The organism is Streptomyces alfalfae (assembly GCF_004127445.1).
Classification (GTDB): domain Bacteria; phylum Actinomycetota; class Actinomycetes; order Streptomycetales; family Streptomycetaceae; genus Streptomyces; species Streptomyces alfalfae.
Map to the genome: position 1 here is coordinate 315,202 of NZ_QEXM01000051.1, position 26,157 is coordinate 341,358.

General features: G+C 70.1%; 23 protein-coding genes. 15 read left to right on the forward strand and 8 right to left on the reverse strand.

The genetic code is table 11. The features are described from left to right. Positions 1-122: 122 nt before the first annotated feature. The 8 genes from DCW30_RS33410 to DCW30_RS37745 all read left to right on the forward strand — a co-directional run bounded on the left by DCW30_RS33410 (position 123) and on the right by DCW30_RS37745 (position 9,645). Positions 123-3,083, forward strand: a complete 2,961-nt coding sequence (locus tag DCW30_RS33410; RefSeq protein ID WP_076686829.1) for a M14 family metallopeptidase — start codon at positions 123-125, stop codon at positions 3,081-3,083. 189 nt (positions 3,084-3,272) lie between these two features. Continuing rightward, entirely contained in the window at positions 3,273-4,283 is a 1,011-nt protein-coding gene (gap, locus tag DCW30_RS33415; RefSeq protein ID WP_062776840.1) for a type I glyceraldehyde-3-phosphate dehydrogenase, read from the forward strand. Positions 4,284-4,383: 100 nt separating this feature from the next. Further along, a complete protein-coding gene (locus tag DCW30_RS33420) occupies positions 4,384-5,595 on the forward strand; it encodes a phosphoglycerate kinase (protein WP_076686830.1) in 1,212 nt (403 codons plus the stop codon). Positions 5,596-5,601: 6 nt separating this feature from the next. Next, positions 5,602-6,378: a triose-phosphate isomerase gene (gene tpiA, locus DCW30_RS33425; RefSeq protein WP_062776844.1), complete on the forward strand. Its 777-nt coding sequence runs from the start codon at positions 5,602-5,604 to the stop codon at positions 6,376-6,378. Between the two features lie 142 nt (positions 6,379-6,520). Then, complete coding sequence (gene secG, locus DCW30_RS33430) at positions 6,521-6,751, forward strand: preprotein translocase subunit SecG (RefSeq protein WP_030784160.1); 231 nt, start codon at positions 6,521-6,523, stop codon at positions 6,749-6,751. Positions 6,752-6,910: 159 nt separating this feature from the next. Continuing rightward, positions 6,911-7,246 carry an RNA polymerase-binding protein RbpA gene (locus DCW30_RS33435; protein WP_003957010.1) on the forward strand — a complete coding sequence of 112 codons (336 nt, stop codon included), beginning with the start codon at positions 6,911-6,913 and terminating at the stop codon, positions 7,244-7,246. A 168-nt stretch (positions 7,247-7,414) separates the two neighbouring features. Then, positions 7,415-9,067 (forward strand): glucose-6-phosphate isomerase, encoded by a 1,653-nt coding sequence (pgi, locus tag DCW30_RS33440; protein WP_076686832.1) that lies wholly within the window; start codon positions 7,415-7,417, stop codon positions 9,065-9,067. Between the two features lie 293 nt (positions 9,068-9,360). Beyond that, positions 9,361-9,645: a DUF2087 domain-containing protein gene (locus tag DCW30_RS37745; protein ID WP_076689454.1), complete on the forward strand. Its 285-nt coding sequence runs from the start codon at positions 9,361-9,363 to the stop codon at positions 9,643-9,645. 48 nt (positions 9,646-9,693) lie between these two features. Here the strand turns inward: DCW30_RS37745 and pgl are convergent, their stop codons facing one another. The 5 genes from pgl to tkt are packed head-to-tail and all read right to left on the reverse strand — an operon-like array spanning position 9,694 to position 16,272. Beyond that, positions 9,694-10,455, reverse strand: a complete 762-nt coding sequence (gene pgl, locus DCW30_RS33450) for a 6-phosphogluconolactonase (RefSeq protein WP_076686833.1) — start codon at positions 10,453-10,455, stop codon at positions 9,694-9,696. After that, positions 10,452-11,504 (reverse strand): glucose-6-phosphate dehydrogenase assembly protein OpcA, encoded by a 1,053-nt coding sequence (gene opcA / locus DCW30_RS33455; RefSeq protein ID WP_076686834.1) that lies wholly within the window; start codon positions 11,502-11,504, stop codon positions 10,452-10,454. Before opcA ends, pgl begins: the two co-directional genes overlap by 4 nt. Then, complete coding sequence (zwf, locus tag DCW30_RS33460; RefSeq protein ID WP_076686835.1) at positions 11,501-13,024, reverse strand: glucose-6-phosphate dehydrogenase; 1,524 nt, start codon at positions 13,022-13,024, stop codon at positions 11,501-11,503. The genes opcA and zwf overlap by 4 nt, the downstream gene beginning before the upstream one ends. A 6-nt stretch (positions 13,025-13,030) precedes the next feature. Then, positions 13,031-14,149, reverse strand: coding sequence for a transaldolase (gene tal / locus DCW30_RS33465; RefSeq protein ID WP_076686836.1), 1,119 nt, complete (start codon positions 14,147-14,149; stop codon positions 13,031-13,033). 35 nt (positions 14,150-14,184) lie between these two features. Further along, on the reverse strand, positions 14,185-16,272 hold the full coding sequence (gene tkt / locus DCW30_RS33470; RefSeq protein ID WP_076686837.1) for a transketolase: 2,088 nt from the start codon (positions 16,270-16,272) through the stop codon (positions 14,185-14,187). Between the two features lie 417 nt (positions 16,273-16,689). Here tkt and DCW30_RS33475 point away from each other — a divergent pair, with 417 nt between their 5' ends. The 3 genes from DCW30_RS33475 to DCW30_RS33485 all read left to right on the forward strand — a co-directional run bounded on the left by DCW30_RS33475 (position 16,690) and on the right by DCW30_RS33485 (position 19,413). After that, positions 16,690-17,643 (forward strand): heme o synthase, encoded by a 954-nt coding sequence (locus DCW30_RS33475; protein WP_076686838.1) that lies wholly within the window; start codon positions 16,690-16,692, stop codon positions 17,641-17,643. Positions 17,644-17,749: 106 nt separating this feature from the next. Further along, positions 17,750-18,097, forward strand: coding sequence for a hypothetical protein (locus DCW30_RS33480; RefSeq protein ID WP_062776858.1), 348 nt, complete (start codon positions 17,750-17,752; stop codon positions 18,095-18,097). 200 nt (positions 18,098-18,297) lie between these two features. After that, the gene (locus DCW30_RS33485) at positions 18,298-19,413 is read left to right on the forward strand and encodes an amidohydrolase family protein (protein WP_076686839.1); all 1,116 of its coding nucleotides are present in this window, start codon (positions 18,298-18,300) and stop codon (positions 19,411-19,413) included. On the opposite strand, the gene DCW30_RS33490 is transcribed toward DCW30_RS33485, so the two are convergent. The 3 genes from DCW30_RS33490 to DCW30_RS33500 form a co-directional block, all read right to left on the reverse strand. Beyond that, the gene (locus DCW30_RS33490; RefSeq protein WP_076686840.1) at positions 19,393-20,418 is read right to left on the reverse strand and encodes a COX15/CtaA family protein; all 1,026 of its coding nucleotides are present in this window, start codon (positions 20,416-20,418) and stop codon (positions 19,393-19,395) included. The genes DCW30_RS33485 and DCW30_RS33490 overlap by 21 nt on opposite strands. 88 nt (positions 20,419-20,506) lie before the next feature. Further along, on the reverse strand, positions 20,507-21,277 hold the full coding sequence (locus DCW30_RS33495; protein ID WP_076686841.1) for an ABC transporter permease: 771 nt from the start codon (positions 21,275-21,277) through the stop codon (positions 20,507-20,509). Beyond that, a complete protein-coding gene (locus tag DCW30_RS33500; RefSeq protein ID WP_076686842.1) occupies positions 21,274-22,197 on the reverse strand; it encodes an ABC transporter ATP-binding protein in 924 nt (307 codons plus the stop codon). The genes DCW30_RS33495 and DCW30_RS33500 overlap by 4 nt, the downstream gene beginning before the upstream one ends. A 239-nt stretch (positions 22,198-22,436) precedes the next feature. Between DCW30_RS33500 and DCW30_RS33505 the strand changes: the two genes are divergently transcribed. From DCW30_RS33505 to DCW30_RS33520, 4 genes are read left to right on the forward strand one after another with little or no spacing between them, the layout of a single operon-like run. Next, a complete protein-coding gene (locus DCW30_RS33505) occupies positions 22,437-23,177 on the forward strand; it encodes a helix-turn-helix transcriptional regulator (RefSeq protein WP_076686843.1) in 741 nt (246 codons plus the stop codon). Next, on the forward strand, positions 23,174-24,595 hold the full coding sequence (sufB, locus tag DCW30_RS33510) for a Fe-S cluster assembly protein SufB (protein ID WP_062776871.1): 1,422 nt from the start codon (positions 23,174-23,176) through the stop codon (positions 24,593-24,595). The genes DCW30_RS33505 and sufB overlap by 4 nt, the downstream gene beginning before the upstream one ends. Before the next feature lie 59 nt (positions 24,596-24,654). Next, the gene (sufD, locus tag DCW30_RS33515; protein ID WP_076686844.1) at positions 24,655-25,836 is read left to right on the forward strand and encodes a Fe-S cluster assembly protein SufD; all 1,182 of its coding nucleotides are present in this window, start codon (positions 24,655-24,657) and stop codon (positions 25,834-25,836) included. Then, on the forward strand, positions 25,833-26,150 hold the full coding sequence (locus tag DCW30_RS33520; RefSeq protein WP_062776875.1) for a bifunctional 3-phenylpropionate/cinnamic acid dioxygenase ferredoxin subunit: 318 nt from the start codon (positions 25,833-25,835) through the stop codon (positions 26,148-26,150). The genes sufD and DCW30_RS33520 overlap by 4 nt, the downstream gene beginning before the upstream one ends. Positions 26,151-26,157 lie beyond the last annotated feature (7 nt).

The following is a 26,157-nucleotide window of genomic DNA, read 5'->3' on the forward strand; positions in this document are numbered from 1 at the left end:
GAGGGCGTCGGCGGCTTCCGTTTCCCGTGGCGCCCGCCTTCACCCGCTGTATTGACTTGATCATGCACTGTCACGAGCCTGGCATCCGGCACACCGGTGCCGGACAACCACAAGGGGGGCTCATGAGACGAAGAGCGAGCGCGAGATCGATCCTCGCGGCGAGCGCACTGCTCCTGGGCGGTCTCGCCGCCGCACCGCACGCCCGGGCGAGCGGACCCGCCGCGACCGCGGACGCCGGCGACCAGGCGGCCGTGAAGGTCTACCGGGCCGACGTCACCAAGCAGCAGATCCCCATCCTGATCGAAGCGGGCCAGGACGCTCATGAACTCGCCGGACAGGCCCCCGACAAGGGCACGGGACGCGTCGAGCTGTACCTGACCGAGGGCCAGGCCAAGGCCGTCGAACGCCAGGGCGTCGAACTCAGCGAGCACAAGGTCCCGGCGGCGGCCGAGAAGCGGATCGAGGCCGCGCGGGACGGCGTCTACCGCCCGTACAGCGGCAAGGGCGGCCTCAAGGAGGAGATTGTCAGGACCGGGCAGGCCAACCCCGGCATCACCAAGGTCGTCTCCATCGGCAAGACCGTCCGGGGCAAGGACATCCTCGCCCTGAAGCTCACCAAGGACGCCAGGAAGTCCAAGGACGGCTCCAAGCCGTCCACGCTCTACATGTCCAACCAGCACGCGCGCGAGTGGATCACCCCCGAGATGACCCGCCGCCTGATGCACCACTACCTGGACAACTACGGCAAGGACAAGCGCATCACCAAGCTCGTGGACTCCACCGAGCTGTGGTTCGTGCTCTCCGCCAACCCCGACGGATACGACTTCACGCACGCCGCCGAAGGCAACCGCCAGTGGCGCAAGAACCTGCGGGACATCGACGGCGACGGCAGGATCGCCCCCGGCGACGGCGTCGACCTCAACAGGAACTTCGCCTACAAGTGGGGCTACGACAACGAGGGCTCGTCCCCGGAGCCCTCCTCCGAGACCTACCGCGGCACGGGCCCGATGTCCGAGCCCGAGACCAAGGCGATCGACCGCTTCCAGAAGCGCATCGGCTTCACGTACGGGATCAACTACCACTCCGCGGCCCAGCTGCTCCTCTACGGAGTCGGCTGGCAGGTCGCCACGCCGACGCCGGACGACGTGCTCTACCGGGCGCTGAACGGCACCCCCGAGAAGCCCGCGGTCCCCGGCTACCACCCGCAGGTCTCCTCCGAGCTCTACACCACCAACGGCGAGGCCGACGGCCACGCGGGCAACATCAACGGCACCGCGATGTTCACACCGGAGATGTCCACCTGCCAGACCGCGTCGAACGCCGACCCCGGTGACGCCTGGAAGCCCGAGGACTGCGCCTCCATCTTCACCTTCCCCGACGACGAGAAGCTGATCCAGCAGGAGTTCGCCAAGAACGTCCCGTTCGCGCTCGCCGTCGCCGAGACGGCGCTCCACCCCGACCAGCCGGTCTCCGTCACCGACATCGAGGCCCCCGACTTCACCCCCGACTCCTTCACCACGTCCTACGCGCGCGGGGGCGACCAGGAGGTCGCCGTCACCGCCCGCAAGTCCGTGCGCCACAAGGAGCTGAACTACCGGATCAACGGCGGTCGCACCCACGACGAGGACCTGCGGGCCTGGAAGGGCGGCGAGACGTACGGCGGCGAGGACAACCTCTACTTCGACGAGTACCGCGCCGAGATCGAGGACGCGCGCGTCGGCGACGAGGTGGAGGTCTGGTTCACCGGCCGCACCAAGAAGGGCCGCACCCAGAGCGAGCACTTCACCTACACCGTCGCCGAACGCCCGAAGGCGAACACGCTCGTCGTCGCCGAGGAGGGCGCGAGCGCCACGCAGACGCGGAAGTACGTCGACGCGGTGCGGGACAGCGGCCGCTCGGCCGCCGTCTGGGACGTCGCGAAGCAGGGGGTCCCGCACCCGCTCGGCGTCCTGTCGCACTTCTCCGCCGTCGTCCACTACACCGGCGACCCCGTCCCCGGCGCGCCCACCCAGCTCGCCCTGCGCTCCTACCTCAACGAGGGCGGCAAGCTCATCGAGTCCGGTGAGCGCACCGGCGGCAACGTCGACCTGGGCGAAGCGCTCACCGACGACTTCGCGCAGTACTACCTGGGCGCGTACGAGCGGCTCTCCGCGCCCGGCGTGAGCGGCTTCGACGGCGCGGGCGCCCTCGCACGGGCGAAGACCCCGCTCGCCGCCGCCGAGGGCAACCCGCTCGACAGGGCGGGCCGCTTCACCGTCACCTCCGACAACCTGCCGGCCAAGAAGTTCCCGCGGTTCAGGAGCGCCGCCGCCGGCTCCTACCCCGGTCTGACCAACCCGTACGCCCCCTTCGAGGGCCAGGGCATGGCCTCCGCCGCCCACGCCGACCAGGACTACAAGCGGCTCACCCGCACCCTCGACCTGACCGGCGTGACGGCCGCCGACGCGCCGGAGCTGCGGTTCGCCCTCAACTGGAACCTGGAGAACGGGTACGACCACGGGGTGCTCGAAGCGCGCACCGCGGGCGGCGAGGACTGGACCACGCTGCCGGACAAGAACGGCAACTCCTCGGCCGCCGTGCCCGCCGAGTGCGGGGCCGGGTTCCTGCTCAACCTCCACCCGTTCCTGCGCCACTACCTGACCCAGGGCGCCGACGCCTGCACGGCCTCGGGGACCAGCGGGCAGTGGCACAGCTTCACCGGGTCCTCCAGCGGCTTCAAGCCCGTCGCCTTCGACCTGAGCGCCTACGCGGGCAAGAAGGTCGAGGTCTCCCTGAGCGCCGTCACCGACCCCTCGACCGGCGGTCGCGGCCTCTTCGCCGACAACGCCCGGCTGGTCGTCGGCGGCACCGCCACCGAGACGGAAGGATTCGAGTCCTCGCTCGGCTCCTGGACCGTCGCCCCGGCCCCGGCCGGGAGCCCCAATATCACAGGCGACTGGACGCGCAGCGGGGAGCTCTACCGGCCCCACGCGGCCGTCACAGCGCGTGACAGCGTGCTGCTCGGCTTCGGGTTCGAGCACGTCCCCGGAAAGGCCGAAAGGGCCGCTCTTATGGGCGCTGCCCTGGCACATCTGCGCGGCTGACGCTCCGTAATCGGGACCAAGGACCCGGTGGCCCGTACCCCTACTCGGGGGTACGGGCCTTCGTGTCGCCCGCGGGCCCTCTCGATGTCACCTCAGAGGCTTCTGAGAGGTAGGGTCGGAGGCGGTCGGGGACATCCCATACAACTCGCCGGCGTCTAAAACCGGCGTACCAACGAGGAGATCGGTTTCGTGACGATCCGCGTAGGCATCAACGGCTTTGGCCGCATCGGTCGCAACTACTTCCGCGCGCTGCTCCAGCAGGGTGCGGACATCGAAGTCGTGGCTGTCAACGACCTGGGTGACACCGCGACCACCGCGCACCTGCTCAAGTACGACACCATCCTGGGCCGCCTGAAGGCCGAGGTGTCGCACACCGAGGACACCATCACCGTCGACGGCCACACCATCAAGGTGCTGTCCGAGCGCAACCCCGCCGACATCCCGTGGGGCGAGCTCGGCGTCGACATCGTGATCGAGTCCACGGGCATCTTCACGAAGAAGGCGGACGCCGAGAAGCACATCGCCGGCGGCGCCAAGAAGGTCCTCATCTCGGCTCCGGCCAAGGACGAGGACATCACCATCGTGATGGGCGTCAACCAGGACAAGTACGACCCGGCGAACCACCACGTCATCTCCAACGCGTCCTGCACCACCAACTGCGTGGCGCCGATGGCGAAGGTTCTCGACGAGAACTTCGGCGTCGTCAAGGGCCTGATGACGACCATCCACGCGTACACCAACGACCAGCGCATCCTTGACTTCCCGCACAAGGACCTGCGTCGCGCGCGTGCCGCCGCCGAGAACATCATCCCCACCACGACGGGTGCCGCGAAGGCCACCGCCCTGGTCCTGCCGCAGCTCAAGGGCAAGCTCGACGGCGTCTCGATGCGCGTCCCGGTCCCGACCGGCTCCGCCACCGACCTGGTCGTCGAGGTCTCCCGCGAGGTCACCAAGGACGAGGTCAACGCCGCGTTCAAGAAGGCCGCCGAGGACGGCGACCTCAAGGGCATCCTGTACTACACCGAGGACCCGATCGTGTCCTCGGACATCGTCAGCGACCCGGCCTCCTGCACCTTCGACTCCCTGATGACCATGGTCCAGGAGGGTACGTCGGTGAAGATCCTCGGCTGGTACGACAACGAGTGGGGTTACTCCAACCGTCTGGTCGACCTCACGGTCTTCGTCGGCGGTCAGCTCTAACAGCCAGAGCAGGCACCCCGATGTGAGCACAGGGTTCGTCCCGCGCGATGATGCGCAGGACGGGCCCTGTTGCACGTCAGCCCTCCCAAGGAGTCCAGTAGTGAAGACGATCGACGCACTTCTCGCCGAAGGGGTCGAAGGCAAGCGGGTCTTCGTCCGCGCCGACCTCAACGTGCCGCTCGCCGACGGCACCATCACCGACGACGGCCGCATCCGCGCCGTCCTGCCGACGGTCAAGGCCCTCGCCGACGCGGGCGCCAAGGTCGTCGTGGCCTCGCACCTGGGCCGCCCCAAGGGCGCCCCGGACCCCGCCTTCTCGCTGCTGCCCGCCGCCGAGCGGCTCGGCGAACTCCTCGGCGCGCCGGTCGCCTTCGCTCAGGACACCGTCGGCCCGGCCGCGCACGACGCGGTGGACGGCCTCCAGCCCGGCCAGATCGCCGTCATCGAGAACCTCCGCTTCAACGCGGGCGAGACCGCCAAGGACGACGCCGAGCGCGGCGCGTTCGCCGACCGGCTCGCCGCCCTCGCCGACGTCTACGTGGGCGACGGCTTCGGCGCCGTGCACCGCAAGCACGCCTCCGTCTTCGACCTGCCGGCCCGCCTGCCGCACTACGCGGGCTACCTCATCGCCACCGAGGTCGGCGTCCTGAAGAAGCTCACCGACGACGTCAAGCGGCCCTACGCCGTGGCACTCGGCGGCGCCAAGGTCTCCGACAAGCTCGGCGTGATCGACCACCTCCTGGAGCGGGCCGACCGCATCCTCATCGGCGGCGGCATGGCGTACACCTTCCTCAAGGCCCAGGGCCACGAGGTCGGCATCTCCCTCCTCCAGGAGGACCAGATCCCGGCGGTGAAGGAGTACCTCAAGCGCGCTGAGGACAAGGGCGTCGAGTTCGTCCTCCCCGTCGACGTCCTGGTCTCGCCGGACTTCCCCGACCTGAAGACCAAGGCCCCGGCCAACCCCACCACGGTCGCCGCGGACGCCATCCCGGCCGACCAGGAGGGTCTCGACATCGGCCCCGAGACCCGTAAGCTCTACGCCTCGAAGCTCTCCGACGCGGCCACCGTCTTCTGGAACGGCCCGATGGGCGTCTTCGAGCACCCCGACTACGCCGAGGGCACCAAGGCGGTCGCCCAGGCGCTCCTCGACTCCCCGGCCTTCACGGTCGTCGGCGGTGGCGACAGCGCCGCCGCCGTGCGGACGCTGGGCTTCGACGAGAACGCATTCGGCCACATTTCCACCGGTGGCGGCGCCTCCCTCGAGTACCTCGAGGGCAAGACGCTCCCCGGCCTCGCGGCACTGGAGAACTGACACCTGATGACTACGCGCACCCCGCTGATGGCGGGCAACTGGAAGATGAACCTCAACCACCTCGAGGCCATCGCCCACGTGCAGAAGCTCGCCTTCGCCCTGGCGGACAAGGACTACGAGGCCTGCGAGGTCGCCGTTCTGCCGCCCTTCACCGACTTGCGGTCCGTGCAGACGCTGGTCGACGGCGACAAGCTCAAGATCAAGTACGGTGCCCAGGACATCTCGGCGCAGGACTCCGGCGCCTACACCGGTGAGATCTCGGGCCCGATGCTGGCCAAGCTGAAGTGCACCTACGTCGCCGTGGGCCACTCCGAGCGCCGCCAGTACCACAACGAGTCCGACGAGATCTGCAACGCCAAGGTCAAGGCCGCCTTCAAGCACGGCCTGACCCCGATCCTCTGCGTCGGCGAGGGCCTGGACATCCGCAAGGCCGGCCAGCAGGTCCAGTACACGCTGAACCAGCTCGACGGCGGCCTGAAGGACGTCCCCGCCGAGCAGGCCGAGACCATCGTCATCGCCTACGAGCCCGTCTGGGCGATCGGCACCGGCGAGGTCGCGACCCCCGAGGACGCGCAGGAGGTCTGCGGCGCGATCCGCGGCCGTCTCGCCGAGCTGTACTCGCAGGAGCTCGCCGACAAGGTGCGCATCCAGTACGGCGGCTCCGTCAAGGCGAAGAACGTCGCCGACATCATGGCGCAGGCCGACGTCGACGGCGCCCTGGTGGGCGGCGCGGCGCTGGACCCGGAGGAGTTCGTCAAGATCGTCCGCTTCGGCGAGCAGTGAGTATGCGGTAGCGGCATTACGTCGTACCCTTGCGGGGGCCGGGCGGCTTCGTAACGCGAGGCTCCGGCCCCCGTCGTCGACAGAGAGTCGATTCAGGGACACCGAGTCGATTCAGACCGAGGAAGTTGGTCCAGCCGTGGTTATGGGGTTCTCGATCGCCCTGATCGTCTTCAGCGCTCTGATGATGCTGCTGGTGCTGATGCACAAGGGCAAGGGCGGCGGTCTCTCCGACATGTTCGGTGGCGGCATGCAGTCCTCCGTCGGCGGCTCCTCCGTCGCCGAGCGCAACCTCGACCGCATCACCGTCGTGGTCGGTCTGCTGTGGTTCGCGTGCATTGTCGCGCTGGGTCTGCTGATGAAGGCGAACAACTGACGCCAGGCACTGCTCGCTTGTCCGGTGCACGCCCGCCCGCGCGGCTTATCATGGGGCTTGCGTCGGGGGTGGGGGTGTAACTCCGCACACTGGACGCGCGTTGGGCCTTACGTAAACTGAGGCGCCCGCAGCAGCACCATCACGCAGGGAGTTACGACCGTGGCAAGTGGCAACGCGATCCGAGGAAGTCGGGTCGGGGCGGGGCCGATGGGCGAGGCCGAGCGCGGTGAGTCCGCGCCGCGACTGCGCATCTCCTTCTGGTGCTCCAACGGACACGAGACGCAGCCCAGCTTCGCCAGCGACGCGCAGGTCCCCGACACCTGGGACTGTCCCCGCTGCGGCTTCCCGGCGGGCCAGGACCGGGACAACCCGCCGGACCCGCCGCGCACCGAGCCGTACAAGACGCATCTGGCGTATGTGCGTGAGCGGCGCAGCGACGCGGACGGCGAGGCGATCCTCGCGGAGGCGCTCGCCAAACTGCGGGGCGAGATCTGAGACTTGGCGGCCGGCCGGGCACCGAAGAGGTGTCCGGCCGGTTTCCTGTTTCGGTACGTGTGCGGACAGACGGCTTCAGATATCTCAAACCGCCCTCTGATCGATTAGGTTGGGGAATGCAGCGGGGCAAGATACGTACGCGGGTACGAGAGAAGGCTGAAGTCCGAGATGAACGCAGAAAGCCGCGCCAGGCTCAATCAGACGCCCGAGTGGACGGCGCTCGCCGCCCACCGCGAGCAGCTCGGGGAGGTGCAGCTGCGTGAGCTGTTCGCCGCCGATCCGGCGCGCGGCACGTCGTACACGCTCCAGGTCGGCGACCTGCACATCGACTACTCCAAGCACCTCGTCACCGACGAGACGCTGCGCCTGCTGCGCGAGCTGGCCGCCGCCACGGACGTCTTCGGGCTGCGGGACGCCATGTTCCGCGGCGAGAAGATCAACACCACCGAGGACCGCGCCGTGCTGCACACCGCGCTGCGCGCCCCGAGCGACACGGTCGTCCGCGTCGACGGCGAGAACGTGGTGCCCGAGGTGCACACCGTCCTCGACAAGATGAGCGCCTTCTCGGAGAAGATCCGCTCGGGGGAGTGGACCGGTCACACCGGCAAGCGCATCAAGAACGTCGTCAACGTCGGCATCGGCGGCTCCGACCTCGGCCCCGCGATGGCGTACGAGGCGCTGCGCTCCTTCACCGACCGCGGCCTCACCGTCCGCTTCGTGTCGAACGTGGACGGCGCCGACCTGCACGAGGCCGTGCGGGACCTGGACGCCGCCGAGACGCTCTTCATCATCGCCTCGAAGACGTTCACCACCATCGAGACGATCACCAACGCCACCTCCGCGCGCGAGTGGCTGCTCGGGGAGCTGAAGGCCTCGCCGGACGCCGTCGCCAAGCACTTCGTCGCCCTGTCGACCAACGCCGAGAAGGTCGCGGACTTCGGCATCGACACGAACAACATGTTCGAGTTCTGGGACTGGGTCGGCGGGCGCTACTCCTTCGACTCGGCGATCGGCCTGTCGCTGATGATCGCCATCGGCCCCGACCGCTTCCGCGAGATGCTCGACGGCTTCCACCTCGTCGACAAGCACTTCCGCGCGGCGCCCCCCGAGTCCAACGTGCCGCTCCTGCTCGGCCTCCTCGGCGTCTGGTACGGCAACTTCCACGACGCGCAGTCGCACGCGGTCCTGCCCTACTCGCACTACCTCTCCAAGTTCACCGCCTACCTCCAGCAGCTGGACATGGAGTCCAACGGCAAGTACGTCGGGCGGGACGGCGAGGAGGTCGACTGGCAGACGGGCCCGGTCGTCTGGGGCACCCCGGGCACCAACGGCCAGCATGCCTACTACCAGCTCATCCACCAGGGCACGAAGCTGATCCCGGCGGACTTCATCGGCTTCGCGCAGCCGGTCGCCGAGCTGGCCCCCGGCCTCGCCGCCCAGCACGACCTGCTGATGGCCAACTTCTTCGCGCAGACCCAGGCGCTGGCGTTCGGCAAGACGCCGGACGAGGTGCGCGCCGAGGGCGTGGCCGAGGAACTGGTCCCGCACAAGACGTTCAAGGGCAACCACCCGACCACGACGATCCTCGCCAAGGAGCTGACCCCCTCGGTCCTCGGCCAGCTCATCGCGCTCTACGAGCACAAGGTCTTCGTCCAGGGCGCCGTGTGGAACATCGACTCCTTCGACCAGTGGGGCGTCGAGCTCGGCAAGGTCCTCGCCAAGCGCGTCGAGCCCGCGCTGACCGAGGGCGCCGAGGTGCCGGACCTGGACGGCTCGACCACGGCTCTGGTCGCCAAGTACCGGGACCTGCGCGGCCGTTGAGCCCCACCGGTCGTTAATGGGATGCGGGCGTCCGGCCCGGCGGGTGACACTGCTTCAGCTCTGTCACCCGCCGGGAGGGACCCCGCATGGACCAGCTGCACGCCGCGCTCGCCGACCCCGAGAGACTGAGGTTGTACGCGCGCATCGTCCTGGACGACCTGCCGCCGCGGGAGGCGGACTCCGCCGCCGCCCGCAAGCACCTGGGCAGGCTCCTCGCCGCCGGGCTCGTGGAGCGGCGGCCGGACGGTTCACTGCGGGCCGACCCGGGCGTCTTCCGGCGGGTGCCCGGACCGGTGGACACCCACCCCGGCGTGCCGCGCCGACTGACCGGCTTCTTCTCGCACGGCCGACTGACCGCCATCCCCGTGCGCCCCGTGGTGCGCCACGAACTCCTGGTCCACCTCACGGACACCCTCTTCGACCCCGACCGCGTCTACAGCGAGGGCGAGGTCAACGACGCCTTCCGTACGGTGCACGACGACACCGCCGCACTGCGGAGGTACTGCGTCGTCGCCGGTCTCCTCGTCCGCGAACAGGACGGCAGCAGCTACCGCCGCGCCGCTCTCGCGCACGCGTAAGGGCCCCGCACCGACCGGTGCGGGGCCCTTCTCGTATGCCGGGGACGGCTAGGGCCTGTCCGGGAGCTTCGAGGCCGCCGCCTCGTCGAGGAGCCACAGGGTGTGGGAGCGGCCACGGGCGCCGGCCGCGGGGGCCCGCACCTCGTCGGCCCCCGACAGGGCGGTGGCCGCGGCCTCCGCCTTGTCCTCGCCCGCCGCGAGCAGCCACACCTCGCGCGCGGCCCGGATCGCCGGGAGCGTGAGCGAGACGCGGGTCGGCGGCGGCTTCGGCGCTCCGTGCACGCCGACGACCATGCGCTCCGTCTCCCGCACCGCCGGAAGCCCGGGGAAGAGGGAGGCGACGTGCGTGTCGGGGCCGACGCCGAGCATCAGGACGTCGAAGGTCGGCACCGAACCGTGGTCGTCCGGGCCCGCCGCGGCGGCGAGCTCCGCGGCGTAGACCTCGGCCGCGGCGTCCGCCTCGTAGGGGCCGTCCGACGCCGGCATCGGGTGCACCCGGGCCGGATCGAGCGGCACCGCGTCGAGCAGGGCCTCGCGCGCCTGGGTGTGATTGCGCTCCGGGTCGCCGTCGGGCAGGAACCGCTCGTCGCCCCACCACAGATCGAGCCGCGACCAGTCGACCGCGTCCCGCGCGGGGGACGAACCGAGGGCCGCGAGCAGGCCGTTGCCGTTGCGCCCGCCGGTGAGGACCACCGACGCGTGGCCCCTGGCGGACTGCGCGTCGACGATCGTCGTGATGAGGCGGGCCGCGGTGGCGGCGGCCATCAGCTCCTTGTCACGGTGGACGACGAGCCGCGGCGCCGCGGTCACTTGGCGGCCGCCTTCTTCGCGGCCGTCTTCTTGGCCGGCGCCTTCTTGGCATCGGCCGCCTCGTCGGCGCCCTTGCCCTGCTCGGCGTCCTTGTCCCGCCCCGTCTCCGTGACGGGCGCCGCCGGCTCGCCGAGGCGCTCCACGCCGTACTTCAGCGCGGAGGCGTAGGTGTCGTCCGGGTCGAGGCGCCGCAGCTCCTCGGCGATCAGCTCCGCCGTCTCGCGGCGCTTGAGCGCCACCGCGCGGTTGGGCTGGCCCTCGATGTGGAGCGTGGCGAGCGAGCCGTCGGCCCGGTCGAGCACGATGGGACCGCAGTCGGTCTCCATCCGCACCCCGGTCAGGCCGGGGCCCGGCGAGAGCGCGCGCTTCACGGGGACGTCGAGGCGGTCCGCCAGCCACATGGCCAGCAGTTCGCAGCTCGGGTTGAACTCCTCGCCGTCCACCTGCACCGACTGCACCTTGCAGGCGATCTGGTCCAGGGCGGCGGCCAGCATCGAGCGCCACGGCGTGATGCGGGTCCAGGACAGGTCCGTGTCGCCGGGGTGGTAGGCCGCGGCGCGCGAGGTCAGCTCGCCGATCGGGTCCTCGGCCGCGTAGGTGTCCGTGACGCGCCGCTGCGCCAGGGCGCCGAGCGGGTCGTTGGCGGGGTCGAGCGGTGCGTTCACCGGCCACCAGACGACCACGGGGGCGTCGGGCAGCAGCAGCGGGAGCACCACCGACTGGGCGTGGTCGATGACCTCGCCGTAGAGCCGCAGGACCACCGTCTCGCCGGTGCCCGCCTCGACGCCGACGCGGACCTCGGCGTCCAGGCGCGAGGTGGTGCGGTCCCGGGGCGAGCGCGCGGCGCGCTTGATGACCACGAGGGTCCGCGAGGGGTGCTCGCGGGACGCGTCGTTGGCCGCCTTCAGGGAGTCGTAGGCGTTCTCCTCGTCGGTGACGATGACGAGGGTCAGGACCATGCCGACGGCCGGCGTGCCGATCGCCCGGCGGCCCTTCACGAGCGCCTTGTTGATCTTGCTGGACGTGGTGTCCGTAAGGTCGATCTTCATGGCCGACGCCAGCTCCGTCCGTCTCGTGCGAGCATTTCGTCCGCCTCGGTCGGGCCCCAGGTGCCTGCCGGGTACTGCGCGGGCTTGCCGTGGCTGTCCCAGTACTCCTCGATCGGGTCGAGGATGTTCCAGGACAGCTCGACCTCCTCCGTGCGCGGGAAGAGGTTGGCGTCGCCGAGCAGGACGTCCAGGATCAGGCGCTCGTACGCCTCGGGGCTCGACTCGGTGAAGGACTCGCCGTAGGCGAAGTCCATCGACACGTCCCGGATCTCCATGGAGGTGCCGGGCACCTTGGAGCCGAAGCGGACCGTGATGCCCTCGTCGGGCTGAACGCGGATGACGATCGCGTTGTGCCCGAGCTCCTCGGTCGCCGTGTGGTCGAAGGGGGAGTGCGGCGCGCGCTGGAAGACGACCGCGATCTCGGTGACGCGGCGGCCGAGGCGCTTGCCGGTGCGCAGGTAGAAGGGGACGCCCGCCCAGCGGCGGTTGTCCACCTCCAGCTTGATGGCCGCGTAGGTGTCGGTCTTCGACTTGGGGTCGATGCCCTCTTCCTGGAGGTAGCCGACGGCCTTCTCGCCGCCCTGCCACCCGGCGGCGTACTGCCCGCGGACCGTGCTGCTGCCGAGGTCCTTGGGCAGCCGGACGGCGCCGAGGACCTTGGCCTTCTCGGCGACCAGGGCGTCCGCGTCGAAGGAGGCGGGCTCCTCCATGGCGGTCAGCGCCATGAGCTGGAGCAGGTGGTTCTGGATGACGTCGCGGGCGGCGCCGATGCCGTCGTAGTAGCCGGCGCGGCCGCCGATGCCGATGTCCTCGGCCATCGTGATCTGGATGTGGTCCACGTACGACCGGTTCCAGATCGGCTCGAACATCTGGTTGGCGAAGCGGAGCGCCAGGATGTTCTGGACGGTCTCCTTGCCGAGGTAGTGGTCGATCCGGAACACCTGGTCCGGGGCGAACACCTCGTGCACGATCGCGTTCAGCTCACGGGCCGAGGCCAGGTCGTGGCCGAACGGCTTCTCGATGACCGCGCGTCGCCAGGCGCCCTGCGGCGCGTCGGCGAGGTCGTGCTTCTTGAGCTGCTGGACGACCTGCGGGAAGAACTTCGGGGGCACCGAGAGGTAGAAGGCGAAGTTGCCGCCCGTGCCCTGTGCCTTGTCCAGCTCCTGGATCGTGGCCTTGAGCTGCTCGAACGCCTCGTCGTCGTCGAAGTTGCCCTGGACGAAGCGCATCCCCTGGATGAGCTGCTGCCAGACCTCCTCACGGAACGGCGTGCGCGAGTGCTGCTTGACCGCGTCGTGGACGACCTGGGCGAAGTCCTCGTCCTCCCAGTCGCGGCGGGCGAAGCCGATGAGCGAGAAGCCCGGCGGCAGCAGACCCCGGTTGGCGAGGTCGTAGACGGCGGGCATCAACTTTTTACGGGACAAATCGCCCGTGACGCCAAAAATGACCAGGCCCGACGGCCCCGCGATACGCGGGAGCCGTCGGTCTGCGGCGTCACGCAGCGGATTGCTGCTTGACAAAGTGGGTCAGCCCTTCGAAGGAGCGAGGCGCTTCAGCTCGGCCTCGGTCGACTTGAGCAGATCGGTCCAGGAGGCCTCGAACTTCTCGACGCCCTCGTCTTCCAGCAGCTGCACGACCTCGTCGTACGAGATGCCGAGCTTCTCCACCGCGGCGATCTCGGCGCGCGCCTGGTCGTAGGTGCCCGCGATGGTGTTGCCGGTGATGTTCCCGTGGTCGCCGGTGGCTTCCAGGGTCGCCTCCGGCATGGTGTTCACCGTGTTGGGCGCGACCAGCTCGTCGACGTACAGGGTGTCCTTGTACGCGGGGTCCTTGACGCCGGTCGAGGCCCACAGCGGGCGCTGCTTGTTGGCCTGCGCCTTGTCGAGCGCGGCCCAGCGGTCGGAGGAGAAGACCTCCTCGTACGCCTCGTAGGCCAGGCGGGCGTTGGCGAGCGCGGCCTTGCCCTTGAGGGCCTTGGCCTCGTCCGTGCCGATGCCGTCCAGGCGCTTGTCGATCTCGGTGTCCACGCGGGACACGAAGAAGGACGCCACCGAGTGGATCGTGGAGAGGTCCAGGCCGCGCTCCTTGGCCTTCTCCAGGCCCGCCAGGTACGCGTCCATGACCTTGCGGTAGCGCTCCAGCGAGAAGATCAGCGTGACGTTGACGCTGATGCCGAGGCCGATGACCTCGGTGATCGCCGGGATGCCCGCCTCGGTGGCCGGGATCTTGATGAGCGCGTTCGGCCGGTCCACCAGCCAGGCGAGCTGCTTGGCCTCGGCCGTCGTGGCCTTGGTGTTGTGCGCCAGGCGCGGGTCGACCTCGATCGACACGCGGCCGTCCTGGCCGCCCGTCGCGTCGAAGACGGGGCGCAGGATGTCGGCGGCGTCGCGGACATCCGCCGTCGTGATCATCCGGATGGCTTCCTCGACGGTGACCTCACGGGCCGCGAGGTCGGAGAGCTGCTGGTCGTAACCGTCGCCCTGCGAGATGGCCTTCTGGAAGATCGAGGGGTTGGTGGTGACGCCCACGACGTGCTGCTGGTCGATCAGCTCGGCGAGGTTGCCGGACGTGATCCGCTTGCGCGACAGGTCGTCCAGCCAGATCGCGACGCCTTCTTCGGAGAGGCGCTTGAGTGCGTCTGTCATGGAAATTACATCTCCTACTTGGTCGTATATGGGCGTCAGCGCTGAGCGGCGGCGATCGATTCCCGGGCCGCCTCGGCCACCTTGTCGGCGGTGAAGCCGAACTCGCGGAACAGCACCTTCGCGTCCGCCGACGCGCCGAAGTGCTCCAGCGAGACGATGCGGCCGGCGTCGCCGACGAAGCGGTGCCAGGTCAGGCCGATGCCGGCCTCGACCGCCACGCGCGCCTTCACCGAGGGCGGCAGCACGCTGTCGCGGTACTCCTGGTCCTGCTCGTCGAACCACTCGACCGACGGCATCGAGACGACGCGCGTCGGGACGCCCGCGGCCTGGAGCTGCTCGCGCGCCTCGACGGCGAGCTGCACCTCGGAGCCGGTGCCGATGAGGATGACCTCGGGCGAGCCGCCCTCGGCGTCGAACAGGACGTAGCCGCCCTTGGCGGCGTCCTCGTTGCGCTCGTACGTCGGCACGCCCTGACGGGTCAGCGCCAGGCCGTGCGGGGCGCCCACGCCGAACTCCTTGGTGTAGCGCCGCATGATCTCGCGCCAGGCGATGACGGTCTCGTTGGCGTCGGCCGGACGGACCACGTTCAGGCCCGGGATGGCGCGCAGCGAGGCCAGGTGCTCGACCGGCTGGTGCGTCGGGCCGTCCTCGCCGAGGCCGATGGAGTCGTGCGTCCACACGTACGTCACCGGCAGGTGCATCAGCGCGGACAGGCGGACGGCGTTGCGCATGTAGTCGGAGAACACCAGGAAGGTGCCGCCGTAGATGCGGGTGTTGCCGTGCAGCGCGATGCCGTTCATCTCCGCGGCCATGGAGTGCTCGCGGATGCCGAAGTGCACCGTGCGGCCGTAGGGGTCGGCGCCGGGCAGCGGGTTGCCGGTCGGGAGGAACGACGACGTCTTGTCGATCGTCGTGTTGTTCGAGCCCGCGAGGTCGGCGGAGCCGCCCCACAGCTCGGGGATGACCCCGCCGAGCGCCTGGAGGATCTTGCCGGAAGCGGCGCGCGTGGCGACCGCCTTGCCGGTCTCGAACTCCGGGAGCTTGTCCTCCCAGCCCTCGGGCAGCTCACCGGCGGCGATGCGGTCGAACTCGGCGGCGCGCGCGGCGTTGGCGGAGCGCCAGTCGGAGAAGGACTTCTCCCACTCCTTCTTGGCCTCGGCGCCGCGGTCGATGGCCTTGCGCGTGTGCGCGATGACCTCGTCGGAGACCTCGAAGGTCTGCTCCGGGTCGAAGCCCAGGACGCGCTTGGTGGCGGCCACCTCCTCGTCGCCGAGCGCCGAGCCGTGGGCGGCCTCGGTGTTCTGCGCGTTCGGGGCGGGCCAGGCGATGATCGAGCGCATCGCGATGAAGGAGGGACGCTCGGTCTCGACCTTGGCGGCCTGGATCGCGGCGTACAGGGCGGCCGGGTCGAGGTCGCCGTTCTCCTTGGGCTCCACGCGCTGGACGTGCCAGCCGTAGGCCTCGTAGCGCTTGACGGTGTCCTCGGAGACCGCGGTCTCCGTGTCGCCCTCGATCGAGATGTGGTTGTCGTCCCACAGCAGGATCAGGTTGCCGAGCTTCTGGTGCCCGGCCATGGACGACGCCTCCGCGGAGATGCCCTCCTGGAGGCAGCCGTCACCGGCGATGGCGTAGACGAAGTGGTCGAACGGGGAGGCGCCGGGGGCCGCCTCCGGGTCGAAAAGACCGCGCTCGTAGCGGGCGGCCATCGCCATGCCCACGGCGTTGGCGACGCCCTGGCCCAGCGGGCCCGTCGTCGTCTCCACGCCCGTCGTGTGCCCGTACTCCGGGTGGCCCGGGGTCTTCGAGCCCCAGGTGCGGAAGGCCTTGAGGTCGTCCAGCTCCAGGCCGAAGCCGGCCAGGTAGAGCTGGGTGTACAGGGTCAGGGACGAGTGGCCCGCGGAGAGGACGAACCGGTCGCGGCCGGTCCAGTCCGCGTCCGCCGGGTCGTGCCGCATCACCTTCTGGAAAAGGGTGTACGCGGCGGGCGCGAGGCTCATGGCCGTACCGGGATGGCCGTTGCCGACCTTCTGTACGGAATCCATGGCCAGGACGCGAGCGGTGTCAACGGCTCGCTCGTCCAGTTCGGTCCACTCGAGGTCTGTGGTGGTCGGCTTGGTGCTCACCCTGAGTCAGGGCTCCTCTCCACATGTCGAATGCCGGCGATGTCGATCTCACCGGCCGTAGTCGAGCCTACCGCTGCTAAGGCGTGCATTTTTTCGACTCATTCCAGACTGCCGGGACAACCGGGTATCCGCCTCCTGAAAGGAATAAGCGTCGATTCCCCATGTGAATACACAAGCGCTCATGTGACCGCTCAAAGGGTTCTCCGTATCGCTCATGTGTCCGCTCAAAGGACGGCCGATACCGCTCACACGGGTCCCCGCCGGACATCCCGTACCCAGGGCCCGTCGGTCAACACGACCCCACCCCCGCGAAGAGCGAGGTATGGGCAACGTCTAGAGTGGCGTGGTACGCGCGAGTCTTTACCGGATCTTCATGTCAGAAGCGCTGGTGGGCTCGCTGGGATGTCTCTGTCAGGGGTGTGCGTGACGGCCGTTGAATCCCGTCCAGCGGGGGTTTCCGGGACGGAACTTAGCCCGAGCCATCGGCCGTTCGGGGCCCGTGTCAAGGCGTTCGTGGCGTTGACCAAGCCACGGATCATCGAACTGCTGCTCATCACCACCGTTCCGGTGATGTTCCTGGCCGAGCAGGGTGTGCCCGACCTGTGGCTGGTCCTCGTGACCTGCGTGGGCGGCTACCTCTCGGCCGGCGGCGCGAACGCGCTGAACATGTACATCGACCGCGACATCGACGCCCTGATGGACCGGACGTCGCAGCGGCCGCTGGTCACCGGCATGGTGAGCCCGCGCGAGTGCCTCGTCTTCGGCATCACCCTCGGGGTGGTCTCGACGCTGCTCTTCGGCCTCGCCGTGAACTGGCTCTCCGCCTGGCTCTCGCTCGGCGCGCTGCTCTTCTACGTGGTCGTCTACACGATGATCCTCAAGCGGCGCACCTCGCAGAACATCGTCTGGGGCGGCATCGCGGGCTGTCTGCCGGTCCTCATCGGCTGGTCCTCGGTCACCAACTCCATGTCGTGGGCGCCGATCGTCCTGTTCCTGGTCATGTTCTTCTGGACGCCGCCGCACTACTGGCCGCTGTCCATGAAGGTGAAGGACGACTACGCGCGCGTGGGCGTGCCGATGCTGCCGGTCATCGCCTCGAACAAGGTGGTCGCCCGTCAGATCGTCCTCTACAGCTGGGTCATGGTCGCGGTCTCCCTGCTGCTCCAGCCCCTCGGCTACACCGGCTGGTTCTACACCGCGGTGGCGCTGGTGACCGGCGGCTGGTGGCTGTGGGAGGCGCACGGCCTGCAGAACCGCGCCAAGGCGGAGGCCACGGGCGGCAAGCTCAAGGAGATGCGGCTCTTCCACTGGTCCATCACCTATGTGTCGCTGCTCTTCGTGGCGGTGGCCGTGGACCCGTTCCTGCGCTGAGCCGCCGGCTCTTCCCTCGCTCTTCCCGACGGGCGGGGCGCGTGGTGTCGTACACCACGCGCCCCGCCCGTCGCGCGTTGATCTACCCGTCGGTAGCATCCTGCTCATGGCAGAGACCGAGCAGGTTGAGGACAGCAAGAAGGCGGCGAAGGCCGAGCGCCGGGCGGCCAAGCTCGCCAAGGAGATCGGCGCCTTCGCGCAGGCTCACGGCGGGGCCGAGGGGCAGCTCGCCTACATCGGGCACGAGGGCACCCGCATCGTCCTGGTCGGCGAGGACGGCGGCTGGGGCGACCTGGTGGCGCCGACGTACGCCGTCGCGCAGAGCGCCGTGGAGAAGGCCGGCATCACCGTCCACGAGGACTTCGACGGGGAGTTCGCCGCGAAGGTGGAGACCGGCCCCTACGAGTGGACGCGCATGGCGGGCATCCAGGTCGGCGGCCCGAAGAACAAGTGACGCGCACCCCGGACGGCCGAGCGCCCTGGAAGCCGCCGGGGCGGCCGAACGGCACCGGAACGGCCGACTCCGCCGCCGGGAGACCGTTTCGCTTCCCTGTTCGGCGCAGCGTGGCCGGATAAGGGCAACACCAGAGCCCGTGTCACCCGTTAGGACCGGTAGGAGCCAGGTCCATTCAGCGGGAGTCCGCGGGAGTCCGCATGATCGAAACGCCGTCCCTGGTGGACCAGTACTGCCATGGCGTCTTCCGTACGGAGCTGGGGCTCGGCACCTTCGAGACCCAGCTCGGCCGGGGCGGCGGGCCGCCCGCCCCCGGCACCACGTTCTTCGACACCCAGACGGGCTTCGCGGTGCGCCGCCTGTGCCCGCCGCTGCTCGGCCTCGACGCGCACTGCCCACCGGCCAGCTATCTCGCCCGCCGCCGCGACCTGGGCGTCCTGGAGTCGGGGCGGCGCCTGCTGCGCGGCAGCGGCATCACCACGTACCTCGTCGACACCGGGCTGCCCGGCGATCTGACGGGACCCGGTGAGATGGCCGCCGCCGGCGACGCCGAGGCCCGCGAGATCGTCCGCCTCGAACTCCTCGCCGAGCAGGTCGCGGACACCTCGGGCACCGCCGACGCCTTCCTCGCCAACCTCGCCGAGTCCGTGCACGCCGCGGCCGCGGGCGCCGTCGCGTTCACCTCGGTCGCGGGGGTGCGTCACCCGCTCGCCCTGACGCCGTGCCCGCCGGGTCCCGGCGAGGTGCGGGGCGCGGCGCGGCGGTGGCTCGGGGACCGCCCGGTGGGCGGGCGGCTCGCCGACCCCGTGCTGCTGCGGCATCTGCTCTGGGTCGCCGTGGCCTCGGGGCTGCCGCTCCAGCTGCACGCGGGGGCCGGGGACCCGCGGGCGCACTTCGGCGACTTCGCGCGGGCCACCGAGGGGCTCGGCACCGACCTCGTCCTGCTGCACGGCTATCCGTACCACCGCAGTGCCGCGCACCTCGCGGCGCTCTTCCCGCACGTCTACGCGGACCTCGGCCCCGCGCTCGTCCGCACGGGGGCGCGGGCGGCCGCGGTGCTTGCGGAGATCCTGGAACTCGCGCCCTTCGGCAAGCTGCTGTTCTCCAGCGGCGCGCACGGCCTGCCCGAGCTGCACGTGGTGGGGGCGCACCTGTTCCGGGAGGCGCTGGAGAGGGTCCTCGGGGCCTGGGTCGCGGAGGGCGCCTGGTCGCTCGCCGACGCCCGGCGGGTGGCGGGACTGCTCGCGGCGGGCAACGCCCGCCGCGTCTACGGGCTGCCGGAGGCCCCGGAGCCGTCAGACCGCCGAGAGCTGTGAGTCGTCCGCCCGCACGGGTGCGTCGCCGACCGCGGCCACCGGCCGCTCCCGCAGCGCGAGGAGCACGCGCATCACGGCGATCCACACCAGGCAGGAGCCGAACATGTGCAGGCCGACCAGGACCTCGGGCAGGTCGGTGAAGTACTGGACGTAGCCGATGGCGCCCTGCGCGAGGAGGACCAGGAACAGGTCGCGGGTGCGGGCCAGCGGGCCGGGCGGCGCGTCGACCGCCTTGAGGACGAACCAGAGGGCGAACGTCAGCGTCACCACGATCCAGGCGAGGACGGCGTGCAGCTTGGTGACGCCCTCCCAGTCCAGGCCGATCGGCGCCAGGTTCATCCGGGGCACGTCGCTGGAGTCACCGGCGTGCGGACCCGCGCCGGTCACGACCGTGCCCACCGCGATCAGCAGCGCCGAGGCCGCGACCAGGAACCACACGAGCTGCGCCACGGCCTTGCCGACCAGCGGGCGCGGCTCGCCGTCGCCCTCACGGGTACGCTGCCACATCGTGGCGGCGACCGCGATCAGGGCGGTGGAGAGCAGGAAGTGCGCGGCGACGGTGTAGGGGTTCAGACCGACGAGAACCACGATGCCGCCGAGCACCGCATTGCCCATGACCAGCCAGAACTGGGTCCAGCCCAGCCGGGTGAGGCTGCGCCGCACCGGCTTCTGGGAGCGGGCCGCGATGATCGCCCAGCCGACGGCCGCGCACAGCACGTACGCCAGCATGCGGTTGCCGAACTCGATGACCCCGTGGAACCCCATCTCGTGGGTGGCCGTCAGGGAGTCCTCCGTGCACTTGGGCCAGGTCGGGCAGCCGAGCCCCGAGCCGGTCAGGCGGACGGCGCCGCCCGTCACGACGATCACGACCGTCATGGCGAGCGAGAGGAAGGCCGCCCGCTGGACGGTCCGCTGGGTGGGCGTCCAGCGCTCGGCGATGTAGGCGAGCGGGTTCCGCACGGCTTGAGCGACGTCGGCTCGGGTCACGTTTGGCACGCGTCCCATCGTAGGGGGCCGCTTGTGCACGGCTTCACGAGGGTGCCCGCGAGTGCTGCGTCTGTGACGCGGCTTACGCCGTACCGGCGAAGGTCGCCTACTCCCAGCGGAAGAACTTCGCCGCCGCGCCGAGCCCGAGCACCGCCCACACCGCGAGGATGCCGAGGTCGGCCCACGGCAGGCCCGCGCCGTGCCGCAGGACGTCGCGCAGCCCGTCCGAGAGCGCCGCGATGGGCAGCAGCCCGAGCAGCGACTGGGCCGCGTCGGGGAACTTGTCGAGCGGCACGATGACGCCGCCGCCGACGAGCAGGAGCAGGAAGACGAGGTTCGCCGCTGCCAGCGTCGCCTCGGCCTTGAGGGTGCCCGCCATGAGCAGGCCGAGCCCGGAGAAGGCCGCGGTGCCGAGCACCAGGAGCAGGAGCACGGAGACGGGGTTGCCGTGCGGCGACCAGCCGAGCGCGAGGGCGATGACCGTGAGCAGCACGATCTGCAGGACCTCGGTCACCAGGACCGACAGGGTCTTCGCCGCCATCAGGCCCCAGCGGGGCAGCGGCGAGGCGCCGAGCCGCTTGAGCACGCCGTAGCGGCGCTCGAAGCCCGTGGCGATGGCCTGCCCGGTGAACGCGGTGGACATCACGGCGAGCGCGAGGATGCCGGGCGCGAGGAAGTCCACGGCCTCGCCCTCGCCCGTGTCGACGATGTCGACGGCGCTGAAGAGCACGAGCAGGAGCGTGGGGATGACGACGGTGAGGAGGAGCTGCTCGCCGTTGCGGAGCAGCATCTTCGTCTCCAGCGCCGCCTGGGCGGCGATCATGCGGGGGAGCGGGGCGGCGCCCGGCTTCGGTGTGTACGTACCGGCGGCGCTCATCCGCGCAGCTCCTTGCCCGTGAGTTCCAAGAAGACGTCTTCCAGGGTGTGGCGCTCGACCGAGATGCGGTCCGGCATGACCCCGTGCTGGGCGCACCAGGAGGTGACCGTGGCCAGGAGCTGCGGGTCGACGGTGCCGCTGACGCGGTAGGCGCCGGGCATCAGCTCGGCCGCCGTCGAGTCCGGCGGCAGCGCCTTCAGCAGCGAGGCGACGTCGAGGCCGGGGCGGCCGGTGAAGCGCAGGGTGTTCTCGGCGCCGCCGCGGCACAGCTCGTCGGGGCTGCCCTGGGCGATGACCTTGCCCGCGTCGATGATCGCGACGTCGTCGGCGAGCTCCTCGGCCTCGTCCATGTGGTGCGTGGTGAGGATGACGCCGACGCCGTCGCGGCGCAGGTCGCGTACGAGGTCCCAGGTGGCCCGGCGGGCCTGCGGGTCGAGGCCCGCGGTCGGCTCGTCGAGGAAGACCAGGTCGGGCCTGCCGACCACGGCCATGGCGAGCGCGAGGCGCTGCTGCTGGCCGCCGGACAGCCGCCGGTAGGTGGTGCGGCCGCAGCTCCCGAGGCCGAGGCGCTCGATGAGGTCGGTGACGTCCAGCGGCTCGGCGTGGAGCTTGGCGACGTGGCGCAGCATCTCGTCGGCGCGGGCGCCGGAGTAGACGCCGCCGGACTGGAGCATCACGCCGATGCGGGGCCGCAGCGCGCCGGCCTCGCGGACCGGGTCGAGGCCGAGGACGCGGACGGCGCCGGCGTCCGGCTTCCGGTAGCCCTCGCAGGTCTCGATGGTGGTGGTCTTGCCGGCGCCGTTGGGGCCGAGGACGGCGGTGATGCCCGCCCCGGCCGTCAGGTCGAGACCGTCGACCGCGGTCTTCGTTCCGTACCGCTTGACCAGACCCTGGATCTGGACGACGGGCTCGTTTCGCATGGTGGACCAGTCTAGGGACGCGGCGGCGCCCACGGGCGGGCGGGGCGACGAAGGGCCGGTCACCGGGGGTGCGACGGCGGTGCGCGGGGTTGCCGGGCGGGTCGCGCGCGCCCCGCCCGGATGATCGATCAGTGATCGTTTCCGCAGGTCAGCTTAGGTGAACCTAAGTGACGCAGCGCACCGGTCGGCGATCGAGGCACGGGTTGTCAGGCTCTGAGGAATTACGCAACAATGGCGTTGTGAAAAACGTTGGCGAGGCTCCGCAGGAGGAACTCGCGACCGGGGAGCGCTCCACGCGCAACCGCGTCGCGCGGTCCATCCTGGACCACGGCCCCTCCACCGTCGCCGACCTCGCGAAGCGCCTCGGCCTCACCCAGGCGGCCGTCCGCAGGCACCTCGACGCACTCGCCCATGAGAACGTCGTGGTCCCCCGCGAGCAGCGGGTCTACGGCGCGCGGACCCGCGGCAGGCCCGCCAAGGTCTTCGCCCTGACCGACTGCGGCCGCGACGCCTTCGACCAGTCGTACGACAAGCTGGCCGCGGACGCCCTGCGGTGGATCACCGAGCACCACGGCGAGGAAGCGGTCGTCGCGTTCGCCAAGGCGCGCATCGCGGCCCAGGCCGAGACGTACCGGAAGACGGTCGAGGCCGCGCCCGCCGAACGGCGCACCGAGGCTCTGGCGAAGGCGTTGACCGCCGACGGGTACGCTGCTACGGCGCGTAGCGCACCGGTCGGAGAGCAGCTCTGCCAGCACCACTGCCCGGTCGCCCATGTCGCCGAGCAGTTCCCGCAGCTGTGCGAGGCGGAGACGGAGATGTTCTCCGAGCTCCTTGGCACGCATGTGCAGCGCCTCGCCACCATCGCCCACGGGGACGGCGTCTGCACGACGTTCGTCCCGCGCGGCGGCGGCAGCGCCCCCGAGACAGCACAGACCACCCATTCAGCATCAGCACGCACGGCCGGGAGGAACCCCGCATGACGCTCCCCACGGAGACTGCCCACCCCGAACTCGAGGGTCTGGGCAACTACGAATACGGCTGGGCCGACTCCGACGTCGCCGGTGCCTCTGCCAAGCGCGGCATCAACGAGGACGTCGTCCGCGACATCTCGGCGAAGAAGAACGAGCCGGAGTGGATGACCAAGCTCCGTCTCAAGGGCCTGCGCCTCTTCGACAAGAAGCCCATGCCGAACTGGGGCTCGGACCTCTCCGGCATCGACTTCGACAACATCAAGTACTTCGTGCGCTCCACGGAGAAGCAGGCGGAGTCCTGGGAGGACCTGCCCGAGGACATCAAGAACACGTACGACAAGCTCGGCATCCCCGAGGCGGAGAAGCAGCGCCTCGTCGCCGGTGTCGCCGCGCAGTACGAGTCCGAGGTCGTCTACCACCAGATCCGCGAGGACCTGGAGGAGCAGGGCGTCATCTTCCTGGACACCGACACCGCGCTCAAGGAGCACCCGGAGCTCTTCAAGGAGTACTTCGGCACGGTCATCCCGGTCGGTGACAACAAGTTCGCGTCGCTGAACTCCGCCGTGTGGTCCGGCGGCTCGTTCATCTACGTCCCCAAGGGCGTGCACGTCGAGATCCCGCTCCAGGCCTACTTCCGCATCAACACGGAGAACATGGGCCAGTTCGAGCGGACGCTGATCATCGTCGACGAGGACGCCTACGTCCACTACGTCGAGGGCTGCACCGCGCCGATCTACAAGTCGGACTCGCTGCACTCCGCCGTCGTCGAGATCATCGTGAAGAAGGGCGGCCGCTGCCGCTACACGACGATCCAGAACTGGTCGAACAACGTCTACAACCTGGTCACCAAGCGCGCCGTGGCGTACGAGGGCGCGACCATGGAGTGGATCGACGGCAACATCGGCTCCAAGGTGACGATGAAGTACCCCGCCGTCTACCTCATGGGCGAGCACGCCAAGGGCGAGACCCTGTCGATCGCCTTCGCGGGCGAGGGCCAGCACCAGGACGCCGGCTCCAAGATGGTCCACATGGCGCCGAACACCTCCTCGAACATCGTCTCGAAGTCCGTGGCGCGCGGTGGCGGCCGTACGTCCTACCGCGGTCTCGTCGAGATCGGCGAGGGCGCCGCCGGATCGAAGTCGAACGTGCTCTGCGACGCGCTGCTCGTCGACACGATCTCCCGCTCCGACACCTACCCCTACGTCGACGTCCGCGAGGACGACGTCTCCATGGGTCACGAGGCGACGGTCTCCAAGGTCTCCGACGACCAGCTCTTCTACCTGATGAGCCGCGGCATGACGGAGTTCGAGGCCATGGCGATGATCGTGCGCGGCTTCGTCGAGCCGATCGCCAAGGAGCTGCCCATGGAGTACGCCCTGGAGCTCAACCGGCTGATCGAGCTGCAGATGGAGGGCTCGGTCGGTTAAGACCGCCCCCTTCGGCAGCCAGCAGACTTCTTACGCAGAGAGAGAGCACGACGACAGCCATGGCTGAGGCCCAGAACATCCCGGTGGGAAGCACCACCGCCGGATCGATCGCGGTGGCCGCCGAGTCCACCGTCGCCACCCGTATGAGCGCGCCCCCGTCCTTCGACGTGGACAGCTTCCCGGTGCCGCACGGCCGCGAGGAGGAGTGGCGGTTCACGCCGCTGGAGCGCCTGCGCGGACTGCACGACGGCACCGCCGTCGCCGACGGCGGCATCCGCGTCGAGGTGAGCGCCCCCGAGGGCGTCACCCAGGAGACCGTGGGCCGGGACGACGCGCGCGTCGGCAAGGCGGGCAAGCCCGTCGACCGCGTCGCCGCCCAGGCGTACTCGTCCTTCGAGAAGGCCTCGGTCGTGACCGTCCCCAAGGAGACGGTCCTCACCGAACCCATCCGCATCGCCGTGCACGGCGAGGGCGGCACCGCCTTCGCCCACCAGGTGATCGAGCTGGGCGCCTTCGCCGAGGCCCTGGTCGTCATCGACCACACCGGTGACGCCGTGCTCGCCGCCAACGTCGACTTCGTCATCGGCGACGGCGCCAAGCTGACCGTCGTCTCCGTCCAGGACTGGGACGACACGGCGGTGCACGTCGCCCAGCACAACGCGCTGGTCGGCCGCGACGCCTCCTTCAAGTCCGTGGTCGTCACCTTCGGCGGCGACCTGGTCCGCCTGCACCCGCGCGTGCAGTACGCGGGCACCGGCGGCGAGGCCGAGCTCCTCGGGCTCTACGTCACGGACGCGGGCCAGCACCAGGAGCACCGCCTCCTGGTCGACCACAACACCCCGCACTGCAAGTCCAACGTCGTCTACAAGGGCGCGCTCCAGGGCGACGACGCCCACGCCGTGTGGATCGGCGACGTCCTCATCGAGGCCGCCGCCGAGGGCACGGACACGTACGAGATGAACCGCAACCTGGTTCTGACCGACGGCGCCCGGGTCGACTCGGTGCCGAACCTCGAGATCGAGACCGGCGAGATCGTCGGCGCGGGCCACGCCTCGGCGACCGGCCGCTTCGATGACGAGCAGCTCTTCTACCTCCAGTCGCGCGGCATCCCGGAGGAAGAGGCCCGCCGCCTCGTCGTCCGCGGCTTCTTCGCCGAGCTGGTCCAGCAGATCGGCCTGCCGGACGTCGAGGAGCGCCTCATCGCCAAGATCGAAGAGGAGCTGGAGGCGACGGTCGCATGACCTTCGTACGCGCCTGCGGCCTGAGCGAGCTGTCCGAGGACACCCCCAAGCGGGTGGAACTCGACGGCACGCCGGTCTCGGTCGTCCACACCGAGGGCGAGGTGTTCGCGATCCACGACATCTGCTCGCACGCGAACGTCTCCCTCTCCGAGGGCGAGGTGGAGGACTGCCAGATCGAGTGCTGGCTGCACGGCTCCGCGTTCGACCTCCGCACCGGCAAGCCGTCCGGCCTCCCCGCGACGCGCCCTGTCCCCGTATACCCCGTAAAGATCGAAGGGGACGACGTGCTCGTCTCCCTCTCCCAGGAGTCCTGAGGCACCC